This is a genomic window from Azospirillum sp. FG154, from assembly GCF_057809575.1.
In genome coordinates this window covers 74,630-101,044 of the sequence record NZ_JBMDKF010000018.1, presented here as the reverse complement: position 1 = coordinate 101,044, position 26,415 = coordinate 74,630, and the positions used below count along the sequence as shown (strand labels likewise).

Annotated in this window: 25 protein-coding genes; 17 read left to right on the top strand and 8 right to left on the bottom strand. The window is 67.1% G+C overall.

The features are described 5' to 3' along the window. Window positions 1-8: 8 nt before the first annotated feature. The 8 genes from ACODS4_RS19670 to ACODS4_RS19635 all read left to right on the top strand — a co-directional run bounded on the left by ACODS4_RS19670 (window position 9) and on the right by ACODS4_RS19635 (window position 10,921). Window positions 9-1,514: a CoA-acylating methylmalonate-semialdehyde dehydrogenase gene (locus ACODS4_RS19670; RefSeq protein ID WP_488866649.1), complete on the top strand. Its 1,506-nt coding sequence runs from the start codon at window positions 9-11 to the stop codon at window positions 1,512-1,514. Window positions 1,515-1,642: 128 nt separating this feature from the next. Then, window positions 1,643-2,599, top strand: coding sequence for a substrate-binding domain-containing protein (locus tag ACODS4_RS19665; protein WP_488866647.1), 957 nt, complete (start codon window positions 1,643-1,645; stop codon window positions 2,597-2,599). Between the two features lie 108 nt (window positions 2,600-2,707). Continuing rightward, on the top strand, window positions 2,708-4,282 hold the full coding sequence (locus tag ACODS4_RS19660) for a sugar ABC transporter ATP-binding protein (RefSeq protein WP_488866645.1): 1,575 nt from the start codon (window positions 2,708-2,710) through the stop codon (window positions 4,280-4,282). 16 nt (window positions 4,283-4,298) lie between these two features. Next, a complete protein-coding gene (locus ACODS4_RS19655; RefSeq protein ID WP_488866643.1) occupies window positions 4,299-5,321 on the top strand; it encodes an ABC transporter permease in 1,023 nt (340 codons plus the stop codon). A 25-nt stretch (window positions 5,322-5,346) separates the two neighbouring features. Next, the gene (locus ACODS4_RS19650) at window positions 5,347-6,489 is read left to right on the top strand and encodes a Gfo/Idh/MocA family protein (RefSeq protein ID WP_488866641.1); all 1,143 of its coding nucleotides are present in this window, start codon (window positions 5,347-5,349) and stop codon (window positions 6,487-6,489) included. A gap of 57 nt (window positions 6,490-6,546) precedes the next feature. After that, window positions 6,547-7,554, top strand: coding sequence for an inositol 2-dehydrogenase (iolG, locus tag ACODS4_RS19645; RefSeq protein WP_488866639.1), 1,008 nt, complete (start codon window positions 6,547-6,549; stop codon window positions 7,552-7,554). Window positions 7,555-7,892: 338 nt separating this feature from the next. Continuing rightward, entirely contained in the window at window positions 7,893-9,929 is a 2,037-nt protein-coding gene (locus ACODS4_RS19640; protein ID WP_488866637.1) for a methyl-accepting chemotaxis protein, read from the top strand. A gap of 146 nt (window positions 9,930-10,075) precedes the next feature. Beyond that, complete coding sequence (locus tag ACODS4_RS19635) at window positions 10,076-10,921, top strand: MurR/RpiR family transcriptional regulator (protein WP_488866635.1); 846 nt, start codon at window positions 10,076-10,078, stop codon at window positions 10,919-10,921. 181 nt (window positions 10,922-11,102) lie between these two features. Here ACODS4_RS19635 and ACODS4_RS19630 read toward each other — a convergent pair whose 3' ends face one another. Further along, complete coding sequence (locus ACODS4_RS19630; RefSeq protein WP_488866633.1) at window positions 11,103-12,239, bottom strand: porin; 1,137 nt, start codon at window positions 12,237-12,239, stop codon at window positions 11,103-11,105. A 388-nt stretch (window positions 12,240-12,627) separates the two neighbouring features. On the opposite strand from ACODS4_RS19630, the gene iolB reads away from it, so the two are divergent. From iolB to ACODS4_RS19615, 3 genes are all read left to right on the top strand, one after another. Next, a complete protein-coding gene (iolB, locus tag ACODS4_RS19625; RefSeq protein ID WP_488866631.1) occupies window positions 12,628-13,437 on the top strand; it encodes a 5-deoxy-glucuronate isomerase in 810 nt (269 codons plus the stop codon). A gap of 75 nt (window positions 13,438-13,512) precedes the next feature. Continuing rightward, window positions 13,513-14,844 (top strand): HdeD family acid-resistance protein, encoded by a 1,332-nt coding sequence (locus ACODS4_RS19620; RefSeq protein ID WP_488866629.1) that lies wholly within the window; start codon window positions 13,513-13,515, stop codon window positions 14,842-14,844. Next, a complete protein-coding gene (locus tag ACODS4_RS19615; RefSeq protein WP_488866627.1) occupies window positions 14,841-15,995 on the top strand; it encodes an MFS transporter in 1,155 nt (384 codons plus the stop codon). Before ACODS4_RS19620 ends, ACODS4_RS19615 begins: the two co-directional genes overlap by 4 nt. 4 nt (window positions 15,996-15,999) lie before the next feature. Here ACODS4_RS19615 and ACODS4_RS19610 read toward each other — a convergent pair whose 3' ends face one another. From ACODS4_RS19610 to ACODS4_RS19580, 7 genes are all read right to left on the bottom strand, one after another. Next, window positions 16,000-16,626, bottom strand: a complete 627-nt coding sequence (locus ACODS4_RS19610) for an SCO family protein (RefSeq protein WP_488866625.1) — start codon at window positions 16,624-16,626, stop codon at window positions 16,000-16,002. Window positions 16,627-16,700: 74 nt separating this feature from the next. Further along, entirely contained in the window at window positions 16,701-16,808 is a 108-nt protein-coding gene (gene cydX / locus ACODS4_RS19605; RefSeq protein WP_488866623.1) for a cytochrome bd-I oxidase subunit CydX, read from the bottom strand. 13 nt (window positions 16,809-16,821) lie between these two features. Continuing rightward, window positions 16,822-17,973, bottom strand: coding sequence for a cytochrome d ubiquinol oxidase subunit II (cydB, locus tag ACODS4_RS19600; RefSeq protein WP_488866621.1), 1,152 nt, complete (start codon window positions 17,971-17,973; stop codon window positions 16,822-16,824). A 10-nt stretch (window positions 17,974-17,983) separates the two neighbouring features. Continuing rightward, window positions 17,984-19,546, bottom strand: a complete 1,563-nt coding sequence (locus ACODS4_RS19595; protein WP_488866619.1) for a cytochrome ubiquinol oxidase subunit I — start codon at window positions 19,544-19,546, stop codon at window positions 17,984-17,986. Between the two features lie 15 nt (window positions 19,547-19,561). Next, window positions 19,562-19,726 (bottom strand): hypothetical protein, encoded by a 165-nt coding sequence (locus ACODS4_RS19590; RefSeq protein WP_488866617.1) that lies wholly within the window; start codon window positions 19,724-19,726, stop codon window positions 19,562-19,564. Beyond that, entirely contained in the window at window positions 19,723-20,016 is a 294-nt protein-coding gene (locus ACODS4_RS19585) for a hypothetical protein (RefSeq protein WP_488866615.1), read from the bottom strand. Before ACODS4_RS19585 ends, ACODS4_RS19590 begins: the two co-directional genes overlap by 4 nt. Window positions 20,017-20,371: 355 nt before the next feature. After that, window positions 20,372-20,776, bottom strand: coding sequence for a DUF2946 family protein (locus ACODS4_RS19580; RefSeq protein ID WP_488866613.1), 405 nt, complete (start codon window positions 20,774-20,776; stop codon window positions 20,372-20,374). 251 nt (window positions 20,777-21,027) lie between these two features. Here ACODS4_RS19580 and ACODS4_RS19575 point away from each other — a divergent pair, with 251 nt between their 5' ends. The 6 genes from ACODS4_RS19575 (at window position 21,028) to ACODS4_RS19550 (ending at window position 26,414) form a co-directional block, all read left to right on the top strand. After that, window positions 21,028-22,302: an aromatic ring-hydroxylating oxygenase subunit alpha gene (locus ACODS4_RS19575; RefSeq protein ID WP_488866611.1), complete on the top strand. Its 1,275-nt coding sequence runs from the start codon at window positions 21,028-21,030 to the stop codon at window positions 22,300-22,302. After that, window positions 22,299-23,402: an FAD-binding oxidoreductase gene (locus tag ACODS4_RS19570; protein WP_488866609.1), complete on the top strand. Its 1,104-nt coding sequence runs from the start codon at window positions 22,299-22,301 to the stop codon at window positions 23,400-23,402. Before ACODS4_RS19575 ends, ACODS4_RS19570 begins: the two co-directional genes overlap by 4 nt. Window positions 23,403-23,504: 102 nt before the next feature. Beyond that, the gene (locus ACODS4_RS19565; RefSeq protein WP_488866607.1) at window positions 23,505-24,485 is read left to right on the top strand and encodes a zinc-dependent alcohol dehydrogenase family protein; all 981 of its coding nucleotides are present in this window, start codon (window positions 23,505-23,507) and stop codon (window positions 24,483-24,485) included. A 64-nt stretch (window positions 24,486-24,549) separates the two neighbouring features. Then, window positions 24,550-25,224 (top strand): energy-coupling factor ABC transporter ATP-binding protein, encoded by a 675-nt coding sequence (locus ACODS4_RS19560; RefSeq protein WP_488866605.1) that lies wholly within the window; start codon window positions 24,550-24,552, stop codon window positions 25,222-25,224. Beyond that, a complete protein-coding gene (locus ACODS4_RS19555; RefSeq protein WP_488866603.1) occupies window positions 25,224-25,847 on the top strand; it encodes an energy-coupling factor transporter transmembrane component T family protein in 624 nt (207 codons plus the stop codon). Before ACODS4_RS19560 ends, ACODS4_RS19555 begins: the two co-directional genes overlap by 1 nt. A 15-nt stretch (window positions 25,848-25,862) precedes the next feature. Beyond that, window positions 25,863-26,414 carry a biotin transporter BioY gene (locus tag ACODS4_RS19550; RefSeq protein ID WP_488866601.1) on the top strand — a complete coding sequence of 184 codons (552 nt, stop codon included), beginning with the start codon at window positions 25,863-25,865 and terminating at the stop codon, window positions 26,412-26,414. Window position 26,415: the final 1 nt, after the last annotated feature.

The window sequence follows — 26,415 nt, the reverse complement described above, 5'->3', positions numbered from 1 at the left end:
CCTTCATCATGACCAAGATCCTTCCGCATTTCATCGGCGGCGCGCTGGTTGACGGAACCAGCGGACGCAGCGGCGACGTGTTCAACCCGGCGACGGGCCACGTCAGCGCCAAGGTTCCGCTGGCGACGGCGGCGGAGGTGGACCGCGCGGTGGCCGTCGCCCGCGCCGCCTTCCCCGCCTGGTCGAACGCCACGCCGCTGCGCCGGGCGCGGGTGATGTTCACCTTCAAGCAATTGCTGGAGGCCAACGCCGCCACGCTCGCCAGCCTCATCACCGCCGAACATGGCAAGGTCCATTCCGACGCGCTGGGCGAGGTGACGCGCGGGCTGGAGGTGGTGGAGTTCGCCTGCGGCGGCCCGCATCTGCTGAAGGGCGAGGTGGCGGAAAATGTCGGCACCCGCGTGGACAGCCACTCGCTGCGCCAGCCGCTGGGCGTCGTCGCCGGAATCACGCCGTTCAACTTCCCGGCCATGGTGCCGATGTGGATGTTCCCGGTCGCCATCGCCTGCGGCAACTGCTTCATCCTGAAGCCGTCCGAACGGGTGCCGAGCGCGGCGCTGTTCCTGGCCGATCTGCTGAAGCAAGCCGGGCTGCCCGACGGCGTGTTCAACGTCGTCCATGGCGACAAGATCGCGGTGGACGCCCTGCTGACCCACCCCGACGTGAAGGCGGTGAGCTTCGTCGGCTCCACCCCCATCGCCCAATACATCTACGCCACGGGCGCGGCCCACGGGAAACGGGTGCAGGCGCTGGGCGGCGCCAAGAATCACATGATTATCATGCCCGACGCCGACCTTGACCAGGCGGTGGACGCGCTGATGGGCGCGGCCTATGGGTCGGCGGGCGAGCGCTGCATGGCGATTTCGGTGGCGGTGCCGGTGACGGACGCGGTGGCCGACGCGCTGGTCGCCAAGCTGACCGAGCGGGTGCGCGCCCTGAAGATCGGCCCCGGTACGGATCCGACCGCCGACATGGGGCCGCTCGTCACCCGCGTCCATCGCGACAAGGTGCGCGGCTACATCGACCTTGGCGTCGCCGAAGGGGCGGAACTGATCGTCGATGGCCGTGAAATCGCCATCGACGATCCCGATTGCGCCGACGGCTATTTCCTGGGCGGCACGCTGTTCGACCGGGTGACGCCGGAGATGCGGATCTACAAGGAAGAGATTTTCGGCCCGGTGCTGGCGGTGGTCCGCGTTCCCGATTACCGCACGGCGGTCGATCTCATCAACGCGCATGAGTTCGGCAACGGCACGGCGATCTTCACCCGCGACGGCGACACCGCGCGCGCCTTCGGCGCCGAAATCGAGGTCGGCATGGTCGGCGTCAACGTGCCGATCCCGGTGCCGATGGCCTTCCACAGCTTCGGCGGTTGGAAACGCTCGCTGTTCGGCGACCACCACATGCACGGGCCGGAAGGGGTGCGCTTCTACACCCGTCTGAAGACCATCACCACCCGCTGGCCGACCGGCATCCGCGCCGGGGCCGACTTCGTCATGCCGACGATGTCCTGAGTTTCGCCCCTGAGTTTCGCCACGGAGGCCGCCACGGACGACCAACGTCCGGGCGGACAAAGCCTCGCGCAGTTCCCCTCGCACAGTTCCAAGCCCATCGCGTTAAAAAACCCAAACCGGAGGAAATTATGTCCAAGAACACGCTTGCTCTCGCTTTCGGCGCGGCTCTGGCCGCCACCACGGCGCTGACCTCCTTCTCGGCGCTGGCGGCGGGCGAGAAGATCTTCGTCAGCTTTCAAAATCTGTCGGAACCTTTCGTCATCGCCATGAACCGCGCCCTTCAGGCCGAAGCCAAGGTTCTGGACGTCAGCCTGACGGTCGTGGACGCGCAGAGCAATTCGCCCAAGCAGTCCGCCGATCTGGCCAACGCGGTGGTTCAGGGCGCCAAGGGCGTCATCGTCGCCCCGAACGACGCCAAGGCGCTGGCCCCGGCCATCGACGATCTGCTGGCCGAGAAGATCCCGGTCGTCACCGTGGATCGCCGCGTCGAAGGCACGACCAAGCCGGTCGCCCATGTCGGCGCCGACAACGTCGCCGGTGGCCACACGCTGGCCAACTGGGTGGTCAAGACCTTCCCCAACGGCGCGCGCATCGTCCATCTCAGCGGCCAGCCGGGCAGCAGCTCCGCCATCGACCGGGCCAAGGGCTTCCGCGACGGCATCGCGGCGGCTGGGTCCAAGTATCAGTTGATCGCCGACCAGACCGCCAACTGGAAGCGGGCCGAGGGTCTGACCGTCACCGAAGGCATCCTGACCGCCAACGCCAGCAACCCGCCCGACGTCGTCGTCGCGTCGAACGACGACATGGCGCTGGGCGCGCTGGAGGCGGTGCGCTCCACCAGCGGCGGCAAGTCGAAGACGCTGGTCATCGGCTTTGACGCCCTGCCGGAAACGCTGGGCAAGATCCGCGCGGGCGAAATGTCCGGCACGGTGGAGCAAAGCCCGAGCACCCAGATCCGCACGGCGCTGAACACCCTGGTCAGCCACATCCGCAAGGGAACCGAGCTGAAGAGCATGGCGCTGGAGCCGACGCTCATCACCAAGGACAATCTCGACAAGGCCGACCGCATCAGCGAGGTCAAGTAAGCCTCCTCGTTTGAAGCAAGCCTGAACGAGCGGAGGAGCCGGGCGGACGCCATCCCGTCCGTCCGGTTCCCCGGATCGTTCCACACACTCCATTTTGGGAGGCCGGTGATGGGTCAAACGATCCTTAAAGCGGCGGACATCAAGAAGGTCTTTCCTGGCGTCGTCGCCCTTGACGGCGTGCGGATCGAGATCGAGCGGGGCGAGGTTCACGCCCTGCTTGGCGAGAACGGCGCCGGCAAATCCACCTTTCTGAAAATCCTGGCCGGGGCGCAGCCCAGCGACGGCGGCGTCATGGTCTTCGACGGCCAGACGCTGGATCCCGCCGACACGCCGATGGCGCGCCAGCGGTTGGGCATCGTCACGATCTACCAGGAATTCAATCTGCTTCCGGCGATGACCATCGCCGAAAACATGTATCTGGGCCGCGAGCCGCTGCGCCGCAACGGCCTGATCGACTGGCGGCGGATGTACCGCGACGCGCAGAAGGTCATTGACGAGCTGGGGTTGGATCTTGACCCCCGCATGCCCGTGCGCGTGCTGAGCGTGGCCGAACAGCAGATGGTCGAAATCTCCAAGGCGCTGACGATGAACGCCCGGCTCATCATCATGGATGAACCGACGGCGGCGCTCAGCGGCAAGGAGGTGGACAAGCTGCACGCGATCATCCACGGCCTGCGCGCCAAGGGCATCAGCATCATTTACGTCACCCACCGTCTGGTCGAGGTGGCGGCGGTCTGCGACCGCTTCACCGTGTTCCGCGACGGGCGTTACGTCGACACCCGCGCCGTCCAGGGATCGACCGTGCAGGACATGGTCCGCCTGATGGTGGGCCGCGACGTCGAGTTCCAGCGCCGCCGCGACCGCTTCGCCGGGGAACGCGTGATGCTGGAGGTGCGCGGCGTGTCGCGCGCGGGCAATCTGGCCGATCCGCACGCCTGCGTGCTGACCGACCTGTCGGTGCAGGTGCGGGCGGGCGAGATCGTCGGCTTCGCCGGTCTGGTCGGGGCCGGACGGACGGAATTGGCGCGCGTCATCTTCGGCGCCGACGGCTGCGACAGCGGCGTCATCGTCGTGGACGGCCAGGTCACGCCGATCCGCAACCCGGGCGACGCCATCGCGGCGGGCATCGCGCTGGTGCCGGAAGACCGCAAGCAGCAGGGCTGTTTCCTGCCCCATTCGATCCGTCACAACATGTCGCTTCCCAGCCTGAAACGGCTGTCGAAATGGCGGTTCTTCGTCGATGAGACCGGCGAGCGGGCGCTGATCGCCGATTACACCCGCAAGCTGGGCATCCGCATGGCGAACGACGAGGTCGCCATCGGCACCCTGTCGGGCGGCAACCAGCAAAAAGTGCTGCTGGCCCGCTGCATGGCCCTGCACCCCAAGGTGCTGATCGTGGACGAGCCGACGCGCGGCATCGACGTCGGCGCCAAGGCCGAGGTGCATCAGGTGCTGTTCGAGATGGCCAAGGCCGGGGTGGCGGTGATCGTCATTTCGTCCGAATTGCCGGAGGTGATGGCGGTCAGCGACCGCATCGTCACCTTCCGTGAAGGCCGCATCACCGGCAGCCTGCCCGCCGAGGACGCGACCGAGGAAGGACTGATGAACCTGATGGCTCTGGGCGGCCCGGTTGGCGGCCCGGCAGGGTCCGCCGCGATCGCTCACGTTCACGCGGCGCACTGAGATGAAGGACAAGACCATGACCACCGCCGCAACCGTCTCCACCGGGGCGACCGAACCACCGAAAAAGCCGCGCAACGTCGACGTCGTCCAGTTTCTGGAGAAATACGGCGTCCTGATGTTCCTGATCGTGCTGTGCGTCGCCTTCGGCATGAGCAGCCCGAATTTCCTGTCGGTGCGCAACCTCACCAACATTCTGACCGAGGTGTCGATTTACGGCATCGTCGCCGTCGGCATGACCTGCGTCATCCTGACCGGCGGCGTCGATCTGGCGGTTGGTTCGGTGCTGGCCCTCGGCGCGTTGGCCGGGGCCTGGGTCGTCACCAACGTTGAGCCGGGCGCCTTTCTCGGCATGGGCTTTCTGGTCGCTCTGCTGATTTCCTGCGCCATCGGCACGCTGACCGGCTACATCCACGGCAAGACCATCACCCTGTTCAACGTCCCGCCCTTCATCGTCACGTTGGGCGGCATGACCATCTGGCGCGGCGCCACGCTGATGATGAACGACGGCGCGCCCATCGCTGGCTTCGACGCGGGCTATCGCTGGTGGGGCCGGGGCGACGTGCTGGGCGTTCCGGTGCCGGTGCTGGTGCTGTTCGTCATCGCGGCGGCGGGCTATGTCGTGCTGCGCTACACCCGCTATGGCCGCCAGATCTACGCCGTCGGCGGCAACCCGGAAGCCGCCCGTCTGACCGGCATCAACGTGCCGCGCGTTCTGGTCTCGGTCTATGTCATCGTCGGCTTCCTCGCCGGGCTGGCCGGGTTCCTGCTGTCGGCCCGTCTGGGATCGGCGGAGGCCATCGCCGGATCCTCCTATGAGCTGCGCATCATCGCGTCGGTGGTCATCGGCGGCACCAGCCTGTTCGGCGGCATGGGCGGCATCGGCGGAACGATGATCGGAGCCTTGTTGATCGGCGTCCTGCTCAACGGTTTGGTGATGATGAACGTCTCGCCCTATTTCCAGCAGGTCGTCATGGGCGTCATCATCGTCCTGGCCGTCGCCTTCGACACCTACGCCAAGATGCGGCGCGGCAAGCGTTGATCCTTCTGACCCAAAGGGAAGCTTCATGAACGCCTTGAATGTTGGGTTGATCGGCAGCGGTTTCATGGGCCGCGCCCACGCCCAAGCCTTCCGCGCCGTCGGCGGCCTGTTCGACCTGCCGCTGACCCCTGTGTTGGACCTGCTGTCCGAACGGGACGAGGCGACGGCGGCGCAGGCGGCCCGCGCGCTGGGTTTCCGCCGCCACACCGGCGATTGGCGGGAACTGGTCGCCGATCCGGCCATCGACGTGGTGGCGATCACCACGCCGAACCGGCTGCACGCGCCCATCGCCCTGGCGGCCATCGCGGCGGGCAAGCATGTCTATTGCGAAAAACCGCTGGCGACCACGCTGACCGACGCCCGCGCCATGGCGGCGGCGGCCGAATCGCGCGGCGTGGTGACGCTGGTCGGCTTCAACTATCTGAAAAACCCGATGATCGCGCTGGCCCGCGAGATTGTGGACAGCGGGGAGATCGGCGCGATCACCGGCTTTCGCGGCGTCCACGCCGAAGATTTCATGGCCGACCCCGCCCACCCCTTCACCTGGCGGTGCGAGGCGGACAACGCGGGCGGCGCGCTGGCCGACATTGGCAGCCACATCCTGTCGCTGGCCCGCCATCTGGTCGGCGACGTCGCGGCGGTGTCGGGGCGTTTGCACACGGTCCACGACCGCCGTCCGGTCGCGCCCGGCTCCGCCGAAACCCGCGCGGTGACGGTGGACGATCAGGCGCACGCGCTGCTGGAGTTCGCCAACGGGGCCACCGGCACGGTCACGGCCAGTTGGATCGCCCAGGGGCGCAAGATGCAACTGGCCTTCGAGGTGATCGGGACCACCGGCTCCCTCGCCTTCACCCAAGAGCGCTTCAACGAGTTGAAGCTCTACACCAGCGGCGGGCCGCGCGGGCGCGAAGGCTTCCGCACCATCACCGCCGGGCCGGAGCATGGCGATTACGGCGCCTTCTGCCCGGCCCCTGGCCATCAGATCGGCTTCGGCGATTTGAAAACCATCGAGGTCAAGGCCCTGGTCGAGGCCATCGGCGCCCATCGGGCCGGGGGGAAGGCGGCGGCCTACCCCGATTTCCGTGACGCCTGCGCCATCGAACAGGTGGCGGAGGCCATCCATGTCTCGGCCCGCGAACGGCGCTGGGTCGCGGTGGACAGCGTGTGATCTCATCTCCGTCAACCGTCTGCTTTATCGTCGCGTTTCCCCTCAGGAGTGTTTTCCATGGTTCGTTTCGCCGTTCTCGGCTGTGGCCGCATCGGCCGCATGCACGCCCGCAACATCAAGGCGCACGCGCGCGCCGACGTGACGGTCGTCTATGACGTCGCCACCGCCGCCGCGCAGGAGACCGCCGCCGCCGTGGGCGCCAAGGTCGCCTTGTCGGTGGAGGAGGCGTTGGCCGATGCGACGGTGGACGCCGTGTTCGTCGCCTCGTCCACCGACACCCACGTCGATCTGATCGCGCTGGCCGCCAAGGCGGGCAAGCCGGTGCTGTGCGAAAAGCCCATCGACCTGGACATGGGCCGGGTGGAAGCCTGCTGGGCGGAGATCGCTCCCCTCAACCCGCTGGTGATGATCGGCTTCAACCGCCGTTTCGACCCGTCTTTCAAGGCGGTGCGCGACCGCATCCAGGCGGGCGAGATTGGCCGTTTGGAGCAGGTCGTCATCACCAGCCGCGACCCCTCCCCGCCCCCCGCCAGCTACGTCAAGAAATCGGGCGGGCTGTTCCGCGACATGACCATCCATGATTTCGACATGGCGCGTTATCTGGCGGGCGACATCGTCGAGGTGCAGGCCATGGGCGCCAACCTGATCGACCCCGCCATCGGCGCGGAGGGCGACATCGACGCCGCCATGCTGGTGCTGCGCGCGGCGTCCGGCGCGCTGGTCCACATCAACAACAGCCGCCGCAGCGCCTACGGCTATGACCAGCGGATCGAGGCCTTCGGCGCGACCGGCATGTTGCAGGCGCAGAACCGCCGCGCCACCACGGTGGAAGCCTGGGGCGCGGCGCGCACCGGGGCGATGGATCCCGTGCTGGACTTCTTCATCGAGCGTTACCAGGACGCCTATCTGGCCGAGATCGATCATTTCGTCGATTGCGTCGAAACCGGCGCGACCCCGCTGTCGAGCTTCCAGGAAGGCCGCGAGGCCCAACGCTTGGCCGAGGCGGCGATCCTGTCCCTGCGCACCGGCGCCGTCGTCCGCGTCGCCGATGTTGGCGCCGCGTAAGCTTATGCGTTCGTTGCGTCCTTTGCGCGGTTGAGCCGAGACGGTCACGTCCCCTCCCCTTGTGGGCTACGGCATTCACACATCTTTTTCTTGCTGCAACCAATTGAAATGAAAAAGATTTTCCGTCATCCCCGCGCAGGCGGGGATCCAGAGTTTGCCAGACGAACCCTATGGGTAAGTCTGGATTCCCGCCTTCGCGGGAATGACGGAGAAAAGTTCTTTTTCTTCCAATGAGTTGCCTAAACCGAAGATGTGTGCATCCAGTAGCCCCTTGTGGGAGGGGATTTTTTCCTGCCTGTCGCCCCCATCCCCTCACAATTCGCCGGGAGTGTCTCCCCATGCTCAGCCCAGCGTCTGCGGAACCGCGCGGAGCGGTCAGCGCGTTCGCGCATCTGACGATCCGCGCCAAGATGACGGTCAGCGCCGTGTGCCTGCTGACCATTCTCGCCGGGCTGTCGGGCGGCAGCGTCGCTGTTCTGGCGCGCATCGACGGGCAGGTGTCGGCCTTCGCCGAACGGGTGGACGGGGTGATGCTGGCGCAGGACATCGACCGGGGCGTGCTGGATCTGCGGCGGTTGGTGCGGGAGTTCGTGTTGACCGGGGCGGAACCCATCGCCAACGCCGCCCAGGCCGCCGCCGTGGCGCTGCGCCAAAGGCTGAGCGACGCCGGATTGACGGCTGCGGAGGCCGACGGCGTTCAAGGACACCTCGCCGCCTATGGCAAGGCCGTCGCCAACCTGACGGAGGGCAAGCGCGAACAGGTGCGGATGATCCGCGAGGTGCTCGACCCCTCCGGCGCGATGATGCTGGAACGGTTCCAGGACATCCGCGCCGCCGCCGCCCGCGACGGCGACGCCGAGGGAATGCGGTTGGCCGGTGAAGGAACCGAACGGCTGTTGCTGGCTTGGCTGAACACCACCCGCACCTTGAGCTGGGTCGATTTGGGCAAGGCGGAGGCGGCGGTCGCGGCGGAACGGCGCTTTGGCGAGTTGATCGGCGCGCTCGACGCGCTGGTCGAAAAGGCCAAGGGGCGGGAGTATTACGGGCTGGCCCGGCAAATCCGCACTCTGGCGCGCGGCTATCACAACGCCTTCAAACGCGCGGTGGAGATCGACGGCGAACTGGGCGCGATGGTCGCGGCGGAAGCCACGGCGGGCGAAGCCATGGTGGCCGACGCCATCGCTCTGCGCGACAGCGGCCTGCGCGAGGAACGCGCGGTCGCCGCCGACACCCAGGGGCTGATCGCCGCCACGCAAACGGTCATCCTGCTGGTGTCGCTGGCCGGGTTCGCGTTGGGCGCGCTGTTGACCGTGGTCATCGCCCGCGCCGTCGCCCGCCCGGTCATGCGAATGACCGACGCGATGCGGCGGTTGGCGGCTGGCGACACCGGAATCGCCATACCCGGCGTTGGCCGTCGGGACGAGGTCGGGGCGATGGCCGACGCGGTGGACGTGTTCAAGCGCGCCGCGCTCGACAACGCCCGCCGCGCCGAACAGGCCCAGGCCGACGAGGCGGCGCGGGCCGAGCGCGTGTCGCGCCTGGAAAGCCTGATGCGCGGGTTCGAGGAGCGGATCACCGACGTGGTGACGGCGCTCGACGGCTCCGCCGCCCGGATGCAAACCGCGTCCGACAGCCTGTCAGCCTCGGCGGACACCACCAGCCGGGAAAGCGTGGCGGTGGCCGACGCCTTCGCCCTGGCGTCCGGCAATGTCGGCGCGGTGGCGGCGGCGGCGGGGGAGTTGACCGTCTCCATCGGCGAAATCGCCCGGCAGGTCGAGCAGGCGACGGCGGTGGCCGACCGCGCGGTGGCGGAAACCGACCATTCCATCGCCTTGATCGCCGATCTGGCGCAATCCATCGGACGGATCGACGAGGTGACGGCGCTCATCACCGCGATCACCAAGCAAACCAATCTTTTGGCGCTGAACGCCACCATCGAGGCGGCGCGCGCCGGGGAGGCGGGCAAGGGCTTCGCCGTGGTGGCGGGGGAGGTCAAATCGCTGGCCGAGCAGACCGGGCGGGCGACCGAGGACATCGTGCGGCAAGTCGGCAGCCTGCAAACCGCCAGCCGCGCGGCGGTCGCCGCCATCGAAGGCATCGGCGCGGTCATCCGCGACGTGTCGCGCATTTCCGCCGCCATCGCCGCCGCCGTCGATCAACAGGGCGCCGCCACCCGCACCATCTCGCGCAACGCCGCCGAGGTGTCGGACGGCGCCGCCCCCGTCACCCGCCGCATCGCCAGCGTCACCGACGCGGCGGCGGAAACCGGCGCCGCCGCCGGTCTGGTCCGCGACGAAGCCGACGGGCTGACCCGCGAAAGCCGCCGCCTGCGCCATGAGGTCGAAGGTTTTCTGTCGGGGGTGAAAGCGGCGTGAACGGGCGCGGGTGATGGGGGCGGTGGGCCTGCGTCGTTGCGCCCGGTGGGGCGACGGCAACGCGGAGCTTGGTTCGGGCGGCGGGAACATTTATTCTATCAGAACCCGCGCGGTTCCGCGCCCCACCAACAGGCCGATCCCGATCCATGGAGCCAGACACCGACGCGCCGACGAGCTTCACCGCTCTCCAAGCCGCCATCGCCCAGCGTCAGAACAGCCTCAGCCCGCGTTTGCGGCAGATCGCCGAATACGCGCTGTCGAACCCCAACGACATGGCGCTGGAAACCGTGGCGCAAATCGCCGAACGGGCCGGGGTGCAGCCCTCGGCCCTGATTCGCTTTTCCAAGACGTTGGGGTTTGACGGCTTCACGGAGATGCAGCGCGTCTTCCGCACCCGTCTGACCGACAACATGCCCAATTACAAGGAGCGCATCCGGGCGCTGACCGACGGCGGCCCCGGCCTGTCCGACGCCTCGCGCGTGCTGGAGCATTTCATCGACGCGGGCATCAACGCGCTGGAGCATTTGCGGCAGGAACTGACGGCGACCGATCTGGACCGCGCCCTCGATCTGCTGGAGCGGGCCGACCACATTTATGTGATGGGTCAGCGCCGGTCTTTTCCGGTGGCGGCCTATCTGGGCTACGCGCTGGGACGGCTGGGGCGGCGCACGGTGCTGCTCGACGGTCTGGGCGGCATGCTGCGCCAGCAGGTGCAGGCGATTGGCGACCGTGATTTGCTGGTGGCCATCAGCTTCAAACCTTATTCGGAAGACACGGTGGACATCTGCCGGTTGGCGGCGGACAACGGCGTGCCCGTTTTGGGAATCACCGATGGAACGCTCAGCCCGATCATGCCGTTGGCCGGGGTGACGCTGGCGGTGGAAGACGCGCAGGTGAAGGGGTTCCGCTCTTTGACCGCGACCATGTGCATGGCGGTCAGCCTGATCGTGGCGTTGGGCCAACGGTTGGACAAGGACAAGGCGGCGCGTTGAAACCCTGCACGATAAAAAACACCGGGCGGTGACGCACCGCCCGGTGTGAAGGAGACCTCTTTCGCCAGGAGAGCGCGAGAGGGGACGCACCCGAGGGACGAGCGCAAGCGAACGTTCCAACGCGACGGGATGGATGAACACCGCGTTGGAACGAAGCTCCAAAACAACCAGAAACCGCCGCTTAGAAAGCGAGATCGGTGCGGGCGATGAAGATGTTGCCCTTGTCGCTGCTGCCCGCGACGTCGGAGCTGAGCTTGAAGTGGTTGAACTCCGGCCCGACCGACAGGCCGGGGGCGACGACGTAACGGGCGCCAAGCGTAATCAGATCGAACTTGCTCTTGCCGGCGGTGGTCAGGCTGCCCGCGTCCTGAGAGTTCAGATAGCCGACGCCCAGCGTGGTCGCGCCAAAGGTGTATTGCGCGCCGACCGTCCAGACATGCTGGGTTTCGCGGCTGGTCGCCGTGGCGAGGCTGGAGCGCTTGACGTAACCGCTCTTGCCCGACCAGGCGTAGCTGCCCGCCACCTTCAACCCGCCATAGCCGACCGACAGACCGGCCATGGTCGAGGACAGATCCTCATACTCCGCCGTCGAGGTCGAGGCCCCCTTGGCCTTGCCGCCCGAATAATACAGGCTGGCCCCCAGCGTCACGTCGCCGACGACCCCTTCATACTTGCCGCCAACTTCATACACGTCGCGGTAGGCGCCGGTCAGGTTGCCGTTCGGGGCGGCGGTCTTCAGCCGGTTGATGTCGGTGTTCACGCTGTCGGAGTTCGGCTGATAGGTCACGCCGAACTGGAAGCCGGAGAATTTCGGCGTCAGATAGGTGGCGCGGGTCGAATTGTTGCCGGAAATCAGCGTGCGCAGGTTGCCGGTGGTGCCGGGCGCCGAGCTGTTGCCGAGATAAGCCGGGAAGGAGCCGTCCACGCCGCCGGTTCCCCAATCGGACGGGGCGATGATGGCGTATTCGTCCGACAGGCCGTTCTGCGAACCCAGGCTGATCGTGCCGAACCCGCCGTTGACGTACATGTAGGCGCGGTCGGCCTGCGTGGTCCGGTTGTTGGCTTCCTGCACCAGACGCAGGCGCGCGCCGTATTCCAGGCCGTTGTCGGCCTTGGCGGTCGGCGACACGGTCAGGCGCAGACGGTTGCGGAAATCGGTCGAGCGCAGGTTGCTGTCGCGGTCTTGGCCGACGACGCCAGCCTCAAAATAGGCGTCGCCGCCGACCACGATGTCAAACTTCGATTTCGATTGCGCAAAAGCCGAACCGGACGCAAGCGCGACCGTCGCCGCGCCGAGAAGAAGTGCAAAACGTGACATGCGGATTTATCCTCCAAGCTGATGGTTTGCTGGCCCGGTTGACCGAACCGCTGGTCTTTGCGACCGTTCTTGAACGCGATGGAAAAACAGTGATGAACCAAACGTTCCACCGTCGTTCCGAAATCGGAATTTGCCCGGCAGATCGCCCAACGAACAGAACGATAATTCCGAAATGGGGGCAATCCAGAATCGAATATTCAAATGTTTTCATGCAAAACTGTGTCAAAAACGCCGCACACAGTCCATGCTGCACATGCGAAGTCGCAATGCGGAAAACAATTCAGAAAAAAAATTCTATTACTGGGAATGGATGGAATGTAAAATACGATCGCGCCGCCCTGCGGTGGGGCGCCGCCATTTCAAGCGCGCGAACAGGGACGACCAGACCATGAGCAGATTGCTGCTGCGCAACCACACCCCGGACGAGGCCGGGCGCGTCCATCATGTGACCCCGGACTCGGCGGGTTGGGCGTGCGTCGGTTTTGACCTCTACCAGTTGGAAACCGGACAAAGCGTGAGCGGCCACAGCGCCGACCGCGAAACCTGCTTGGTTCTGGTCGCCGGGCGGGCGTCGGTGGCGGCGGGCGATCAAGACTGGGCGGAGATTGGCGACCGCATGAGTCCCTTTGAAGACAAACGCCCCTACGCCGTTTATGTCCCACAAGGCGCGACGTGGCGGGTGCGGGCGACCAGCGCGCTGGAATTGGCGGTGTGCAGCGCCCCCGGTCTGGGTGGCGGCCTGCCGGTCCGCTTGATCCGGCCCGAGGACGTCGCGGCCTCGGTGCGCGGCCAGGGCGGCAACACCCGCCATGTCTTCGACATCCTGCCAGACTCGAAGCCCGCCGACAGCCTGCTGGTGGTCGAGGTCATCACCCCGCCCGGCAACTGGTCGAGCTACCCGCCGCACAAGCACGACCAGGATGACGGCGGGGCGGAAACCCAGCTTGAGGAAACCTATTACCACCGAATCGACCCGCCGCAGGGCTTCGCCTTTCAACGCGTCTACACCGACGACCGTTCGCTGGACGAGGCGATGGCGGTGGAAAACGGCGATCTGGTGCTGGTGCCGCGCGGCTATCACCCGGTCGGGGCGGCGCACGGCTACACCGGCTATTACCTGAACGTGATGGCCGGACCGCGCCGGGCCTGGCATTTCAACACCGCGCCGGAACACCGTTGGTTGCTGAAGCCTGCCTAAACAACAGGCAATCGCCCTTCCCGCCCGCGACCTCACCCCTTATGATGATGGGGTTTATCGGTTTCGGGTGATGGCATGGTGAAGTTGGCGTTGCTGCTGATTGGTCCAGGCGCGTTCCGCCGCCAATGGAAGGTTCTGGCCGTGATCGGCGCCCTCTTCGTCGCGTTGGCGCTTCTTCTCGCCTTGGACGTGTCGGCGCTGGTCACGGATTTGACCTACGCGGCGTTGGGGCTGGTGTTCGTCGGCAACGGGCTGATCGGCGGGCTGATGGCGCTGTGCGCGCCCATCGACGTTGATCGCCGCTTTGGACTGGCGAAGGCCGTCGTCTCGGCGATGGTCGGCGGCCTCATCCTGGCCGCGCCCTTTCAAAGCGATTGGGCGCTGGCCATCCTCTTCGCCATCGCCCTGATTTTGGACGGCGCGGCGCGCATGACCTCGGCGCTGCTCTACCGCTATTCCGGTTGGTGGATCATCACCCTGTGCGGTCTTGGCGAAGTGGCGATGGCGCTGATGATCCTGGTGGAATGGCCGCTGCCCGCCGGACGGAACACGGCGCTGTGCGTCGGGCTGTTCCTTGGCCTGTCCGGTTGGTTGCTGGCGCGGCTGGGATTCCTTCTGCGCACGCTGGAGGATGAGGCGGCGATCCTGCTGCTGCCGGTTTTCTCGAATCGGGGCTGGTACGACAACGCGCCGGTGCTGATTGGCGAGGATCCGCCGCAAGAGCATGAACACCCGATCATCGTCCGCGTCTGGACCCCCGCCGGGTCGATTGGCGCGCCGGAGCGCCGCCCGCTGATCGACCGCTATCTGGCCGCCGTCGATCAAAACGGCGTGATTTCCACCGGACACAGCGCGCTGGAATTGTCGCCGGACCTCTACATCAGCCATTATCCGGCGGTTGAGATCGAGCATACGGAACAGAGTTTTTTGACGACGGTCAGTTCCAAACCCGAGTACGACGTGGCGGGGCGCTTCATCGGCTCTTACGCGGAAGAGGTCGCGTCCTGGTGTGAGGCCGACGCCTGCGTGACGTTCCGCACCTACAGCCAACGGCGCTTGCGCGTCTATTGGGCCGGATACCGGCAAGACAACCGTTACAACCTGACCAACCGCAACTGTTCGGTGCTCGTCGCCGCCGCGCTCGACGCCGCGTTGGAAGGGGTGCTGGTCAGCGATGCGCCCTGGTCGCGGCTGGTCCGGCTGTTGCTGAATCCCGATCTGTGGGTGGCGTCGATGATCCGCAGCCGAGCCTCGTCAATGACCTGGACGCCGGGTCTGCTGCTGGACTACGCCCGCGCGCTGGCCAACATTGTGGAGCGACCGGAGCAATCCTGGACCAGCCGACTGAGCGCGGCGCTGACCCGGCGGCGGCGTGCAAACCCCAACATGGACATTGTCGCCTCATGACCGGAAGCAACCCTGCCGACGTGACGCCGGGAAACCTGCTGTCGCGCGGCGCCGTCATCGCCACGGCGATGATGTTCGGCCTGACCTACAGCCTCAGCGCCGCGTTGATCGCGCTGGATCTGGCGAAGCTCAACATGAGCGAGGCGCTGATTGGCGTGAACGCCGCCATGCACGCGCTGGGCGTGCTGGTCATGGCCTTTCTGCTGCCGCGCATCGTCGCGCGGGTCGGCATCCGCCGTTTGGTCATTCTGGCGCTGATTCTGTCCGCCGCGACTCTGGCGCTGTTTCCCGTCACCCCGGTGTGGATCTGGTTTCCCCTGCGGATCCTGCTGGGCGCGACGTCGGAGGTGATGTTCGTCCTGTCGGAAACCTGGACCAACAGCCTGAGCACGGAGGCGACGCGCGCCCGCGCCATGGCGGCCTACACGGCGGCGCTGTCGGTGGGCTTCGCCGCCGGGCCGTTGATCCTGTCGGGCGTCGGCTCGACAGGGGCGACGCCGTTCCTGATCGGGTCGGCGGTCGCCTTGACGGCTGCGTTGTTCGTCGCCTCGCCACGGGTCACGGCCCCCGCCTTCGACCATCCGGCCAAGGAAACCCCGCTGTATTTCATGCGCTTGGCCCCGGTGGCCATCGGCGCCATCACCTTGAACGCGGCCATCGAAACCGCTGGCCTGTCCTTTCTGGCGCTCTACGCGGTCAGCCTGGGTTGGAACGAAGTCGGGGCGACGCGGCTGATGTCCTGCATGATGGTCGGCGCCATTCTGCTGCAACTGCCCATCGGCTGGCTGGGCGACCGGATGGACCGGATGCGGCTGGTCAGCGGGCTGGCGCTGGCGGCGGGCGTCGGCGCGTTGGTCTGGCCGCTGGCGTTGACCAGCGAAATCGCCACCTACGCCCTGCTGTTCGTCTGGGGCGGGGCCTTCGTCGGCGTTTACACCATCATGCTGGCGGTGGTCGGCAGCCGGTTCCAAGGATCCGACCTGATCGGCATCTACGCCGCCATGGGCCTGATGTGGGGAGTCGGCGCGCTGGTCGGCCCCGTTTTGGCCGGACTGGCGATGGACCTCGTTCCGCACGGGCTGGCCTTTTTCGCCGCCGCCGCCTGTTTCGCCTTCGCCGCGTCCAGCGTGACCAGCCGCAAGACCGCCTGAGGCGTCAGGATTGCGGGCCGGGTTTCTGGTCGAGCAGATTGGTGAGCGCCGCCGCCAACCGATCCGCCGGGGCGGCGTGGGGCAGCACCTCCGCCAGTTTGCCTTGACGGTCGAGCAGGTAGAAGAAGGCGGAATGATCCATGGTGTAGGCGTCGCCGTCGCCGCCCTTGGCTTTTGCGTAATAGACGCGGTAGCGCTTGGCGGCGTCGGCGATTTGCTCGGGGGTTCCGGTCAGGCCCAGAATGCGCGGGCTGAACAGCGCGGTGAACTCCGCCAGTTGCGCCGGGCTGTCGCGCTGCGGGTCGATGGTGACGAACAGCGGTTGCACCCCGTCGGCGCGCGGGCCGAGTCTGTCCAGCGCCTCCGCCACAATCTGCAAATCGGTCGGGCAGATGTCCGGGCAGAAGGTGTAGCCGAAGAACAGAACCACCACCCGCCCGTGGAAATCGCGGTCGGTCACGGCGCGCCCGCGCTGGTCGGTCAGCGCAAAGGGGCCGCCCAGCGTCGCCAGCAGCGCCTTGCCATTGTCCGCCGTGTGTTTGGCGGCGCCGATCTGCGACCACACCGCGCCCGCCGTCAGAGCCAGCGCCAAGGCCGCGCCAACGCCCCACATCCATGTCTTCGCGCGCATCGCGCCGTCTCCGTCTTGTGTTCAAAACAGACGCGCGGCGGGACACGTCGCCCCGCCACGCGCCAAGCAAAGGATCAATCCACCGTGTCGCTGGCGGGCAAATGATGCTCATGCCAGACGGCGTTCAAAACGCCGCAGGCGCAGGCGAAGCCGACGCCGAGAATCCAGGCGAAATACCACATGGGGAAAGCCTCCTCAGTACAGGCTGTTGGTCTGGCGCTCGACGTCCGCCGGGCTGATCGTTCCGCGCAGGGTGCGGAAGACGAAGCCGGTGTAGGCCAGCACGATGGGCAGGAAGATCAAGGTCGCCGCCAGCATCACGAACAGCGTGTTCTGGCTGGACGAGGCGTCCCACACCGTCAGGCTGGCCGATGGCGCGATGTTGGACGGCATCAGGAAGGGGAACATGCTGACCCCCGCCGTGCCGATCACCCCGGCGATCCCCAGGCCGCTGGCGATGAAGGCGATTCCCGGACGTTCGCGCGCCGACAGCCGCCACGCCGCCAACGGCGCGAGCAGACCCAACGCCGGGGCCGCGACCATCCAGGGATAAGCCGCGTAATTGGCCAGCCACGCGCCGGGCTGGCGCGCCGCCTCCTTGAACAGCGGGTTGGACGGGCCGTCCATCACCGCCGCCGTGGTCAAGGCGTAGCCCTGCACACCATAGGCGACCCACACACCGGCCAGCGCGAACAGCGCCACCGTCGCTGGCGCGCCGAGGCGGATGAAGCCCCGGGCACGGTCGCGCACCCGCCCTTCCGTCTTCAACGCCAAATACACCGCGCCATGGGTGGTCAGCATCGCCAACGACAGCAACCCGGCCAGCAGACCAAACGGGTTCAACAGCTCGAACAGGCCGCCGCCCTCATAGACGACCCGCAAATCGCCGTCGATGCGGAAGGGAACGCCCTGCAACAGATTGCCGAAGGCGACGCCGAACACCAGCGATGGAACCAATCCGCCCGCAAACAGCGCCCAATCCCAAAAGGCCCGCCAACGCGGATCGGCGAGCTTGTTGCGGAACTCGAACCCCACCGGGCGCAGGATCAGCGTCGCCAGCACCAGGAACAGCGCGATGTAGAAGCCGGAAAAGGCCGCCGCGTAGATGGCGGGCCAGGCGGCGAAGATCGCGCCCGCGCCCAGGATCAACCAAACCTGGTTGCCCTCCCACACCGGGCCGATGCTGTTGATGGCGACGCGCCGCTCCACATCGGTGCGCGCCACAAAGGGCAGCAACGCCGCCACCCCCAAATCAAAGCCGTCCATGATGGCGAAGCCAATCAGCAGGACGCCCAGAAACAACCACCAGATCAGGCGGAGGATCTCGTAATCGATCAGCGTGTGCATGGTGGTTTCCTCACTCGGCAGGCATGGCGGCGGCGACGGCGCCGTGGCTGGGGCGCAACGCCTCCGCCGGACCCATGCGGACGTATTTGCGCATCAGCACGACATCGACGACGGCCAGCGACGAATAGAACAGGACGAAGCCGGTCAAGGTGAACAGCACCTGCCCGACCGACACCGAGGAGGCCGCGAGGAAGGTCGGCAACACCCCGTCGATGGACCAGGGTTGCCGACCATATTCGGCGACGAACCAACCCAGTTCGGCGGCGAGCCAGGGCAGCGGCATGGACCACAAGCAGATTTTCAGGAACAGCGGGTGGTTGAAATCCCGGCGACAGGACAGGGCGAAGGCCCAGACGAACAAGCCAATGAAGAAAAAGCCCAGCGCCACCATGACGCGGAAGCCCCAGAACAGCGGCCCCACCCCCGGCACGGTGTCGCGCGCCGCCTTGGCGATGGTCGCGTCGTCGGCCTTGCGCGGATCGGCGACGTAGCGTTTCAACAGCAGGGCGTGGCCCAGATCGTCGGCGTGCGCCGCCAGGATGGCGCGAGCCTGCGGATCGGCGCGGTTGGCGCGCAGCCGCTCCAGCGCGTCATAAGCGATCAACCCATTGCGGATGCGCGCTTGCGCCTTCACCACCAGATCGTCGATGCCGGGAAGGACCGTGTCGGTGGAACGGGTGGCGATCAAGCCCAGCGCCCAGGGCACTTTCACCTCGGCGTGGTTGGTTCGGTTTTGGACGTCGGGGATGGCGAACAGGGTGAAACCGGCGGGGGCGGCCTCCGTCTCCCACATCGCTTCGATGGCGGCGAGCTTCATTTTCTGGTGTTCGGACACCGAATAGCCGCTCTCATCGCCCAACACCACCACCGACAGGGCCGACGCCAACCCGAAGGCCGAAGCGACGATCATCGAGCGCTTGGCGAAGGCGAGGTGCCGCCCCTTCAGCAGATAATAGGCGCTGACCGACAGCACAAAGACCGATCCGGTGACGTAACCGGCGCTGACCGTGTGGACGAATTTCGACTGCGCCACCGGGTTGAACATCAGCTCCCAGAAAGAGGTCAGCTCCATCCGCATGGTGTCGGGGTTGAAGACCGCGCCGACCGGATTCTGCATCCAGCCGTTGGCGATCAAAATCCACAGGGCCGACAGGTTGGACCCGATGGCGACCAGCCACGTCACCGCCAGATGGCCGGTCTTCGACAGCCGGTTCCAGCCGAAGAAGAACAGACCGACGAAGCTCGATTCCAGAAAGAAGGCCATCAACCCTTCGATGGCCAGCGGCGCGCCGAAGATGTCGCCGACATAATGGCTGTAATAGGCCCAGTTCGTGCCGAACTGGAACTCCATGGTGATGCCGGTGGCCACCCCCATGGCGAAGTTGATGCCGAACAGCTTGCCCCAGAATTTGGTCATGTCGCGCCAGATGGCGCGCCCGGTCATCACGTAAACGCTTTCCATGATGGCCAGCAGGAAGGACAGCCCCAGCGTCAGGGGCACGAACAGAAAGTGATAGAGCGCGGTCATGCCGAATTGCAGGCGCGACAGGCTCGCAGGGTCAAAATCGAACATGGCGAATGGGAATCCTCAAAAACGGCGCGGCTCCGGGGCGATCAAGCGGGCGTCCATCGCGGACTCGTCGATGACCGGGCGGTGCGCGCCGTCGAACAGGAAAAGCCGCATCGCCACCACCACGCACAGCTTGACAGCCAGGGTGAGGGTGATGGCGCGGGCAAGCGGGTGGTCCGTCATCGGTCCATCTCCGTTGGCTTCGCGGGCGGCGACAGGGATGGCGCGATCACCATGCCCAGCAGGCCGAACAGCAACGGAATGGACAGGAACAGGCTCCAATGCGGCGGGCGGTCGGCGCTGTGCAGCAGCGTGCGCAAACCCCCGACGTCAAGGGTCAGCAGCAGCGCCACGAACAGCCCGCCGCCAAAGGCCCCGGCGGCGAAGCCGGGCAGAAGACGGCACAGCGGCGCCCATCCGGGCGGCGGCCGCAAGGCGGCGCCCGGATCGTCGTTGCGATCAGGATTTGGCATGATGAAACACGTCCCTGCGCCCGAAAGCGGTCGGGCGATGGTGCGATGACGGCGCGCGCTCATGACGAACTCCGGGCATGACGGATCATAGGAATCATCAGGAGAGAAACCGGCGGGCGGAAAACGGCCACGCATCCTTTCCGTTTGTATTGAATCCGCAGCGAAACGGATCCCCGGCACGGAGGAGGCTTGGTGTGCTCGGACGGGCCGCAGCGACCGCTGGAGATGCCGGGGCTTTCAAAACGCGACGCGGGGGTTGCCCAATCAACGCCAACCGCGCAACGACACTGTTGAGCGGAATGGATGGGCGCAATGGGGCCGCGCGCGAAAAAGCGCTCCGGTCAGCCGAACTCGGTCAGCCGATCGGCGGCGGGCCGCGCGCTTGGAGACTGGAGAGGAACCACCCCGCCGCGATCACGTCGCCGGGCAGGGCGCGCGCGTCATGGGCGGCGACGCGCTCGTTCGGCACGACCAAGGGCGGAAGCGGCGGCAAGCCCGCCCCGCCGACCAGCGGACACAGCGGGCAATGGCCGGACGCGCCGACCTTTTCCTCATCGTCGGGCGTCGCCTGCCCGTCGGGGCCGATCTTGATCGTTTTGACCCCATCGACCGAACAGATGGTGATGCTGTCCGCCGCCAACGAGACGGCGGGCATCGCCACGCTCCACGCCAACACTTGGCACAGGAACGCCAGCACGCCAGCCATCAGGCCGACGCGGCGACATCCCAGGGCAAGGCGGCGGAACGGAGACACCAGCACGAACGCTTTCGGTCGATGAACGGACGACGACAGGGCCGTCCATTGTGGAGGCGGCCACTATAGGCGATTGCGACGCTGCGGGATACCCGCGTAACCTTGTCGCGTGATGACACTGTGTCGCACCCCAGACCGGGAGCGGAGACGCCTCTCGCTGTCGGTCCTGACGAAGAAGCTGTCGCATTTGAGCATCCCGACCACCGCCGCCGATGGAAGACTGAACGCGCCGATGCCTTGAACCAGGGGAGCCGTCCATGCCCGAATCCGTCTCCGTCGATGCTCTGATTGCGCGCCGCAAGCCGGGCTGTTCGCTGGAAGCGCCGTTCTACACCAGCCAGGCCATCTTCGATCTGGACATGACGGCGATCTTCGGTCGCCATTGGATCTATGTGGCCATCGAACCGGAAATCCCGGAGCCGGGCGATTGCGTGACGGTGGACATCGGGCGGGCGTCGGTCATCATCCTGCGCGATGACGACATGCAGGTGCGGGCCTTTCACAACGTCTGCCGCCATCGCGGCGCCCGGCTGACGCCGGAAGGCGCGTCCACCGTCGGCAATCTGGTCTGCCCCTACCACCAATGGACCTACGGCCTGGACGGTCGCCTGCTGTTCGCCGAGCATATGGGGCGGGAGTTCGACACCTCCTGTCACGGGCTGAAGCCGGTCCATGTCCGCAGCGTCGGCGGGCTGCTGTTCGTCTGTCTGGCCAAGGACGCGCCGACCGACATCGACGCGCTGGCCGCCGCCATCGAGCCGTACGTCGCCCCGCATGATCTGCGCAACTGCAAGGTCGCTTATTCCGAAGACCTGATCGAGCTGGGCAACTGGAAGCTGACGATGGAGAACAACCGCGAATGTTACCATTGCGTCGGCAATCACCCGGAACTGACGGTGCCGCTGTTTGAGTATGGTTTCGGGTTCTCCCCCGACAGTCTGGACGACAACCGGCGCGTCCATGCGGAACGGTACGACGCGCTGCTGGCCGAATCCTGCCAGCGCTGGGAAGGCATGGGCCTGCCATCCCGCGAGATCGACCGGCTGACCGACGTCACCGGCTTCCGCACCCAGCGGCTGCCAATTGACGGCAGCGGCGAATCCCAAACGAAAGACACCCGCGTCGCCAGCCGCAAGATTTTGGGGAATTTGAGCGAACGCAGCCTCGGCGGCCTGTCCTTCTGGACGCAACCGAACTCCTGGCACCATTTCATGAGCGACCACATCGTCACCTTCTCGGTCCTGCCGCTGTCGCCCGACCGCACGTTGCTGCGCACGCGCTGGCTGGTCCACAAGGACGCGGTGGAGGGCGTGGATTACGACCTGAAAACCCTGACGGAGGTGTGGAACGCCACCAACCGGCAGGACGGCGATCTGGTCGCCATCGCCCAGGCTGGCGCCGCCAGCCCAGCCTATGAACCCGGCCCCTATTCCCCCCACACCGAGGGGTTGGTGGAGAAATTCTGCGCATGGTACATCGACCGCCTGTCGGCCCATGAAGGCGGCGCGGCGGCGGTTGAGGTCGCGGCATGAGCGGGCCGTCCGATTGGGACGCCGAACTGTCGGCGGCGGCTGAGCCGCCGCTGTGGGATCCCGACCGCGACGACCGGCTGGTGTGCCGGGCGGTGCGGCAGGAAACCCACGACGTCAAAACCTTCGTCTTTTCCGGACGCAGCCCCTGCCGCTTCCGCTTCACGCCGGGGCAGTTCATCACGCTGGACTTGCCCATCGACGGCGCGACGGTCAACCGTTGCTACACGATCGCCTCCTCGGCGGCGCGCCCGCACCGCATCGCCATCACGGTGAAGCGGGTGCCGGGCGGCCCGGCGTCGAACTGGCTGCACGACCACATGGTTCCAGGGCGGGAGTTGCGGGCGACCGGCCCAATGGGCGATTTCACCCCGGCGGGGCGTCCGTTGACCAAGCTGCTGTTCCTGTCGGCGGGCAGCGGGATCACGCCCTTGATGTCGATGGCCCGCACGCTCGACGATCTGGCGCTGGAGCGCGACGTTCTGTTCGTCCACGCCGCCCGCACCCCCGCCGACATCATCTTTCGCGCCGAGTTGGACGTGCTGGCGCGCGGCGGAACCGGCGTCCGGCTGGCCCATCTGTGCGAGGCGACCGGGACGGACGGTCCATGGCCGGGCTACACCGGGCGGCTGTCCCTGCCGATGCTGCGGCTGATCGCTCCCGATTTGCTGGAACGCGACCTCTATGTCTGCGGTCCGGCCCCCTTCATGGCCGCTGCGCGCGCCATGGCGTTGGAGGCCGGGGTCGATCCGTCCCGCTATCACGAGGAAAGCTTCAGCTTCGAGGATCTGCCCGGCAACGCGCCCCCAGCCCCAGCCGAGGCGGAACCGGCGACGGCCAGCGGCTTCACGGTCGAATTCACCAAAAGCGGGCGAACGATCACCTGCGGCCCCGACACCCCCATCCTGACCGCCGCCGCCGCCGCTGGGCTGCGCCTGCCGTCTTCCTGCTCGCGCGGGCTGTGCGGCACCTGCAAAAGCCGTTTGCTGTCCGGTCAAGTGGCGATGAGTCATGGCGGCGGCATCCGCCAGCGGGAGATCGACCAGGGGCTCATCCTGCTCTGTTGCAGTCGCCCGGTCAGCGATCTGGTCATCGAACGCTGAGGAAACGGTAAGACGGCGCTCGACAGCCGCGCCTGATGTCGGCATGAAGACCCCTTCCTAGGGCCTCCGGCAATCGGGGCCTCATCGGTGGGGAACGGCGTCTTGCGGGCGATTTTCTGCGACCAATTCGGCGACCCGGCGACGGTTCTGCGCTGCCGCCACCAACCGGACCCGGTTCCGGCCCCCGGCGAGTTGCTGGTCCGCACGGCGGCGGCCAGCGTCAACCCGTCGGATCTGCTGACCGTGCGCGGCGCCTACGCGCGGGCGACCGCCCTGCCCTTCATTCCGGGGTTCGAGGCGGTCGGGCGGGTGGTCGCCGTGGGCGCGGGCCTGTCCGCCGACTGGATCGGGCGGCGCGTGCTGCCCCTGCGCGGGTCAGGAACCTGGGCCGAACTGGTGGTCAGCCCCGCCCAATGGGCGGTTCCCGTGCCGGACGCCATCCCCGACGCGGTGGCGACGCAATGCTACATCAACCCGCTGACCATCGACCGGCTGCTGACTCTCGACATTCCATTGCGGGCGGGGAACGTGGTGATCGTCAACGCCGCCGGATCGGCCTGCGGGCGCATCGCCGCGCAAACCGCCCGCGCGCTGGGGCTGCGCATGGTCGCCGTGGTCCGCCGCGAGGATCACCGGGACGAGTTGTTGAGCTTGGGAGCCGCCGCCGTGGTGAACAGCGGGCGCGACGATCTGGCCGCGACCGTCGCCGCCTTGACCGATGGGCGCGGGGCCGCCGCCGCGCTCGACGCCATCGGCGGGTCGGAGGGGGCGGCGTTGGCCGGGCTGATCGCGCCGGGCGGCACGCTGGCGTCGTACGGCCTGCTGTCGGGTTCCCTGCTGTCGCCAGACCTGCCCGCCGCCGCCGAACGCGGCGTCCGTGTTTTGAGTTTCTGGCTGAAGCGCTGGGTGGACCGCTGCTCGCCGGAAGAGTGGCGAGCCGCCTTCGCCGCCCTGATGGCGCGGGTGGGCGGCGGCGCGTTGACCCTGACCGCCGCCCCGCCCGTCCCGTTCGCCGACGTCGCCGACGCCATGCGACTCGCCGAACAGCCCGGACGTCGGGGCAAGGTCGTGCTGGCGGGGTGAGGGCAAAGCGGTTAAGAGGGTGCTCGCCGCTGCAACCAAATCGCAACCAAACCGACCTGGCCCCATGATCGAGCTTCGCGCCGTCACCCACGCCTACGACGACCGCGCCGTTTTGCGCGATCTGTCCGTGTCGATCCGCGAGCGGCGCGTCGCCATTCTCGGCGGCAACGGGTCGGGCAAAAGCACGCTGGCCCGAATGCTGAACGGGTTGATCCTGCCCTCCTCCGGCGTGGTGACGGTCGATGGGTTGGACACGCGAACCGACGGGCGGGCGGTGCGCCAGCGCGTCGGCTTCGTCTTTCAAAACCCCGACGTCCAGATCGTCTACCCGACCGTCGAGGAGGATGTCGGTTTCGGCCTGAAGGCCCGCAAGGTTCCGAAGGACGAGATCGCCCGGCGGGTGACGGCGGTGCTCGACCGTTACAATCTGACCCGTTACCGCCACCAGCCCGCCCACCAGATGAGCGGCGGGGAAAAGCAGTTGCTGGCCATCGCCGGGGTTCTGGTGCTGGAACCGGCCCACGTCGTGTTTGACGAACCGACCACCCTGCTGGATCTGCGCAACCGCCGCACGGTGATCCAGGTGATCCGCGAATTGCCGCAAAAGGCCGTCGTCGTCACCCATGATCTGGACATGGTGATGGATTTCGACCGGGCGCTGGTGCTGGAGGAGGGGCGAATCGTGATCGACGACGTTCCGGCGGTCGCCGTTCCCGCCTATGTCGCGCGGCTGGGCTGATGCTGGGCCTGTATCTGCACCGGGATTCCGTCATTCACCGGTTGGGGGCCGGGGTGAAGATGGGCGGGCTGCTGGCGGCGACGCTGGCCGTGCTGGCCCTGCCCGGCGCGCTGGGCGCGCTGGCCGCCGGGCTGCTGGGTCTGGGGCTGCTGGTCGCCGCGAAGCTGCCGGTTGGTCGGGCGCTGCGCGAGCTGCGCGCGCCGGTGGTCATGCTGACGCTGCTGTTCGGCTGCCAAGCGCTGTTGGCCGGAACCGGCTGGGCGGAGACGCTGGCCGCCGTCGCCCGCTTCGCCGCGCTGATCCTGCTGGCGACGCTGATGACGCTGACCACCAAGGTCGCCGACATGGTCGATCTGTTCGAGCGGTTGTTTTCGGCCCTGCGCCCGCTGGGCGTCAACCCGGCGAAAATGGCCCTGATGCTGGCCCTGACCATCCGTTTCATCCCGCTTTTGGCCGAACAGGTGCGCGAGGTGCGGATGGCGCAACAGGCGCGGGGCGTCGAACGGAACATAGCCGCCCTGTTCGTTCCGCTGCTGGTCAAGATTCTCCGCTTGGCCGATGATCTCACCGCCGCGTTGGACGCGCGGGGGTATGACCCGACCGACGACGGTCGCCACACATAAGGACTCGCCCGACCCATGTTGAGCACCCGCGATCTTGTCCTCAGCGCCCTGTTCGCCGCCCTGGTGGCCGGTCTTGGCATGGCTCCCCCCATTCCGCTGGGCTTTCTGCCCGTGCCGATCACCGCGCAGTCGCTGGGCGTGATGCTGGCGGGCGCGCTGCTGGGGGCCAAGCGCGGCGGCCTGGCGCTGCTGCTGTTCGTGCTGCTGGTCGCCGCCGGGCTGCCGCTGTTGGCCGGTGGACGCGGCGGAGTCGGCGCTCTGCTGGGACCGTCGGGCGGCTTCGTCCTGGCCTTCCCGGTCGGGGCCTTCGTCACCGGCCTGCTGGCCGAACGCTTCGCCACCGGGGCCAACCCGATCCGGCTGTTCGCCGTCTGCGCCGTCGGCGGCATCCTGGCCGTCTACGCCGGTGGGATTCCCTGGCTGTCCGTGGTCGCGGGCATGCCGTTGGAAAAGGCGGCGCTGGCCGTCATGGCCTTCATTCCGGGCGATCTCATCAAGGCGGGCGTCGCCGCCTTCGCCGCCGCCGCCGTGCGCCGCGCGGGCGTGCTGCCGACCGCCCACGCCTGAG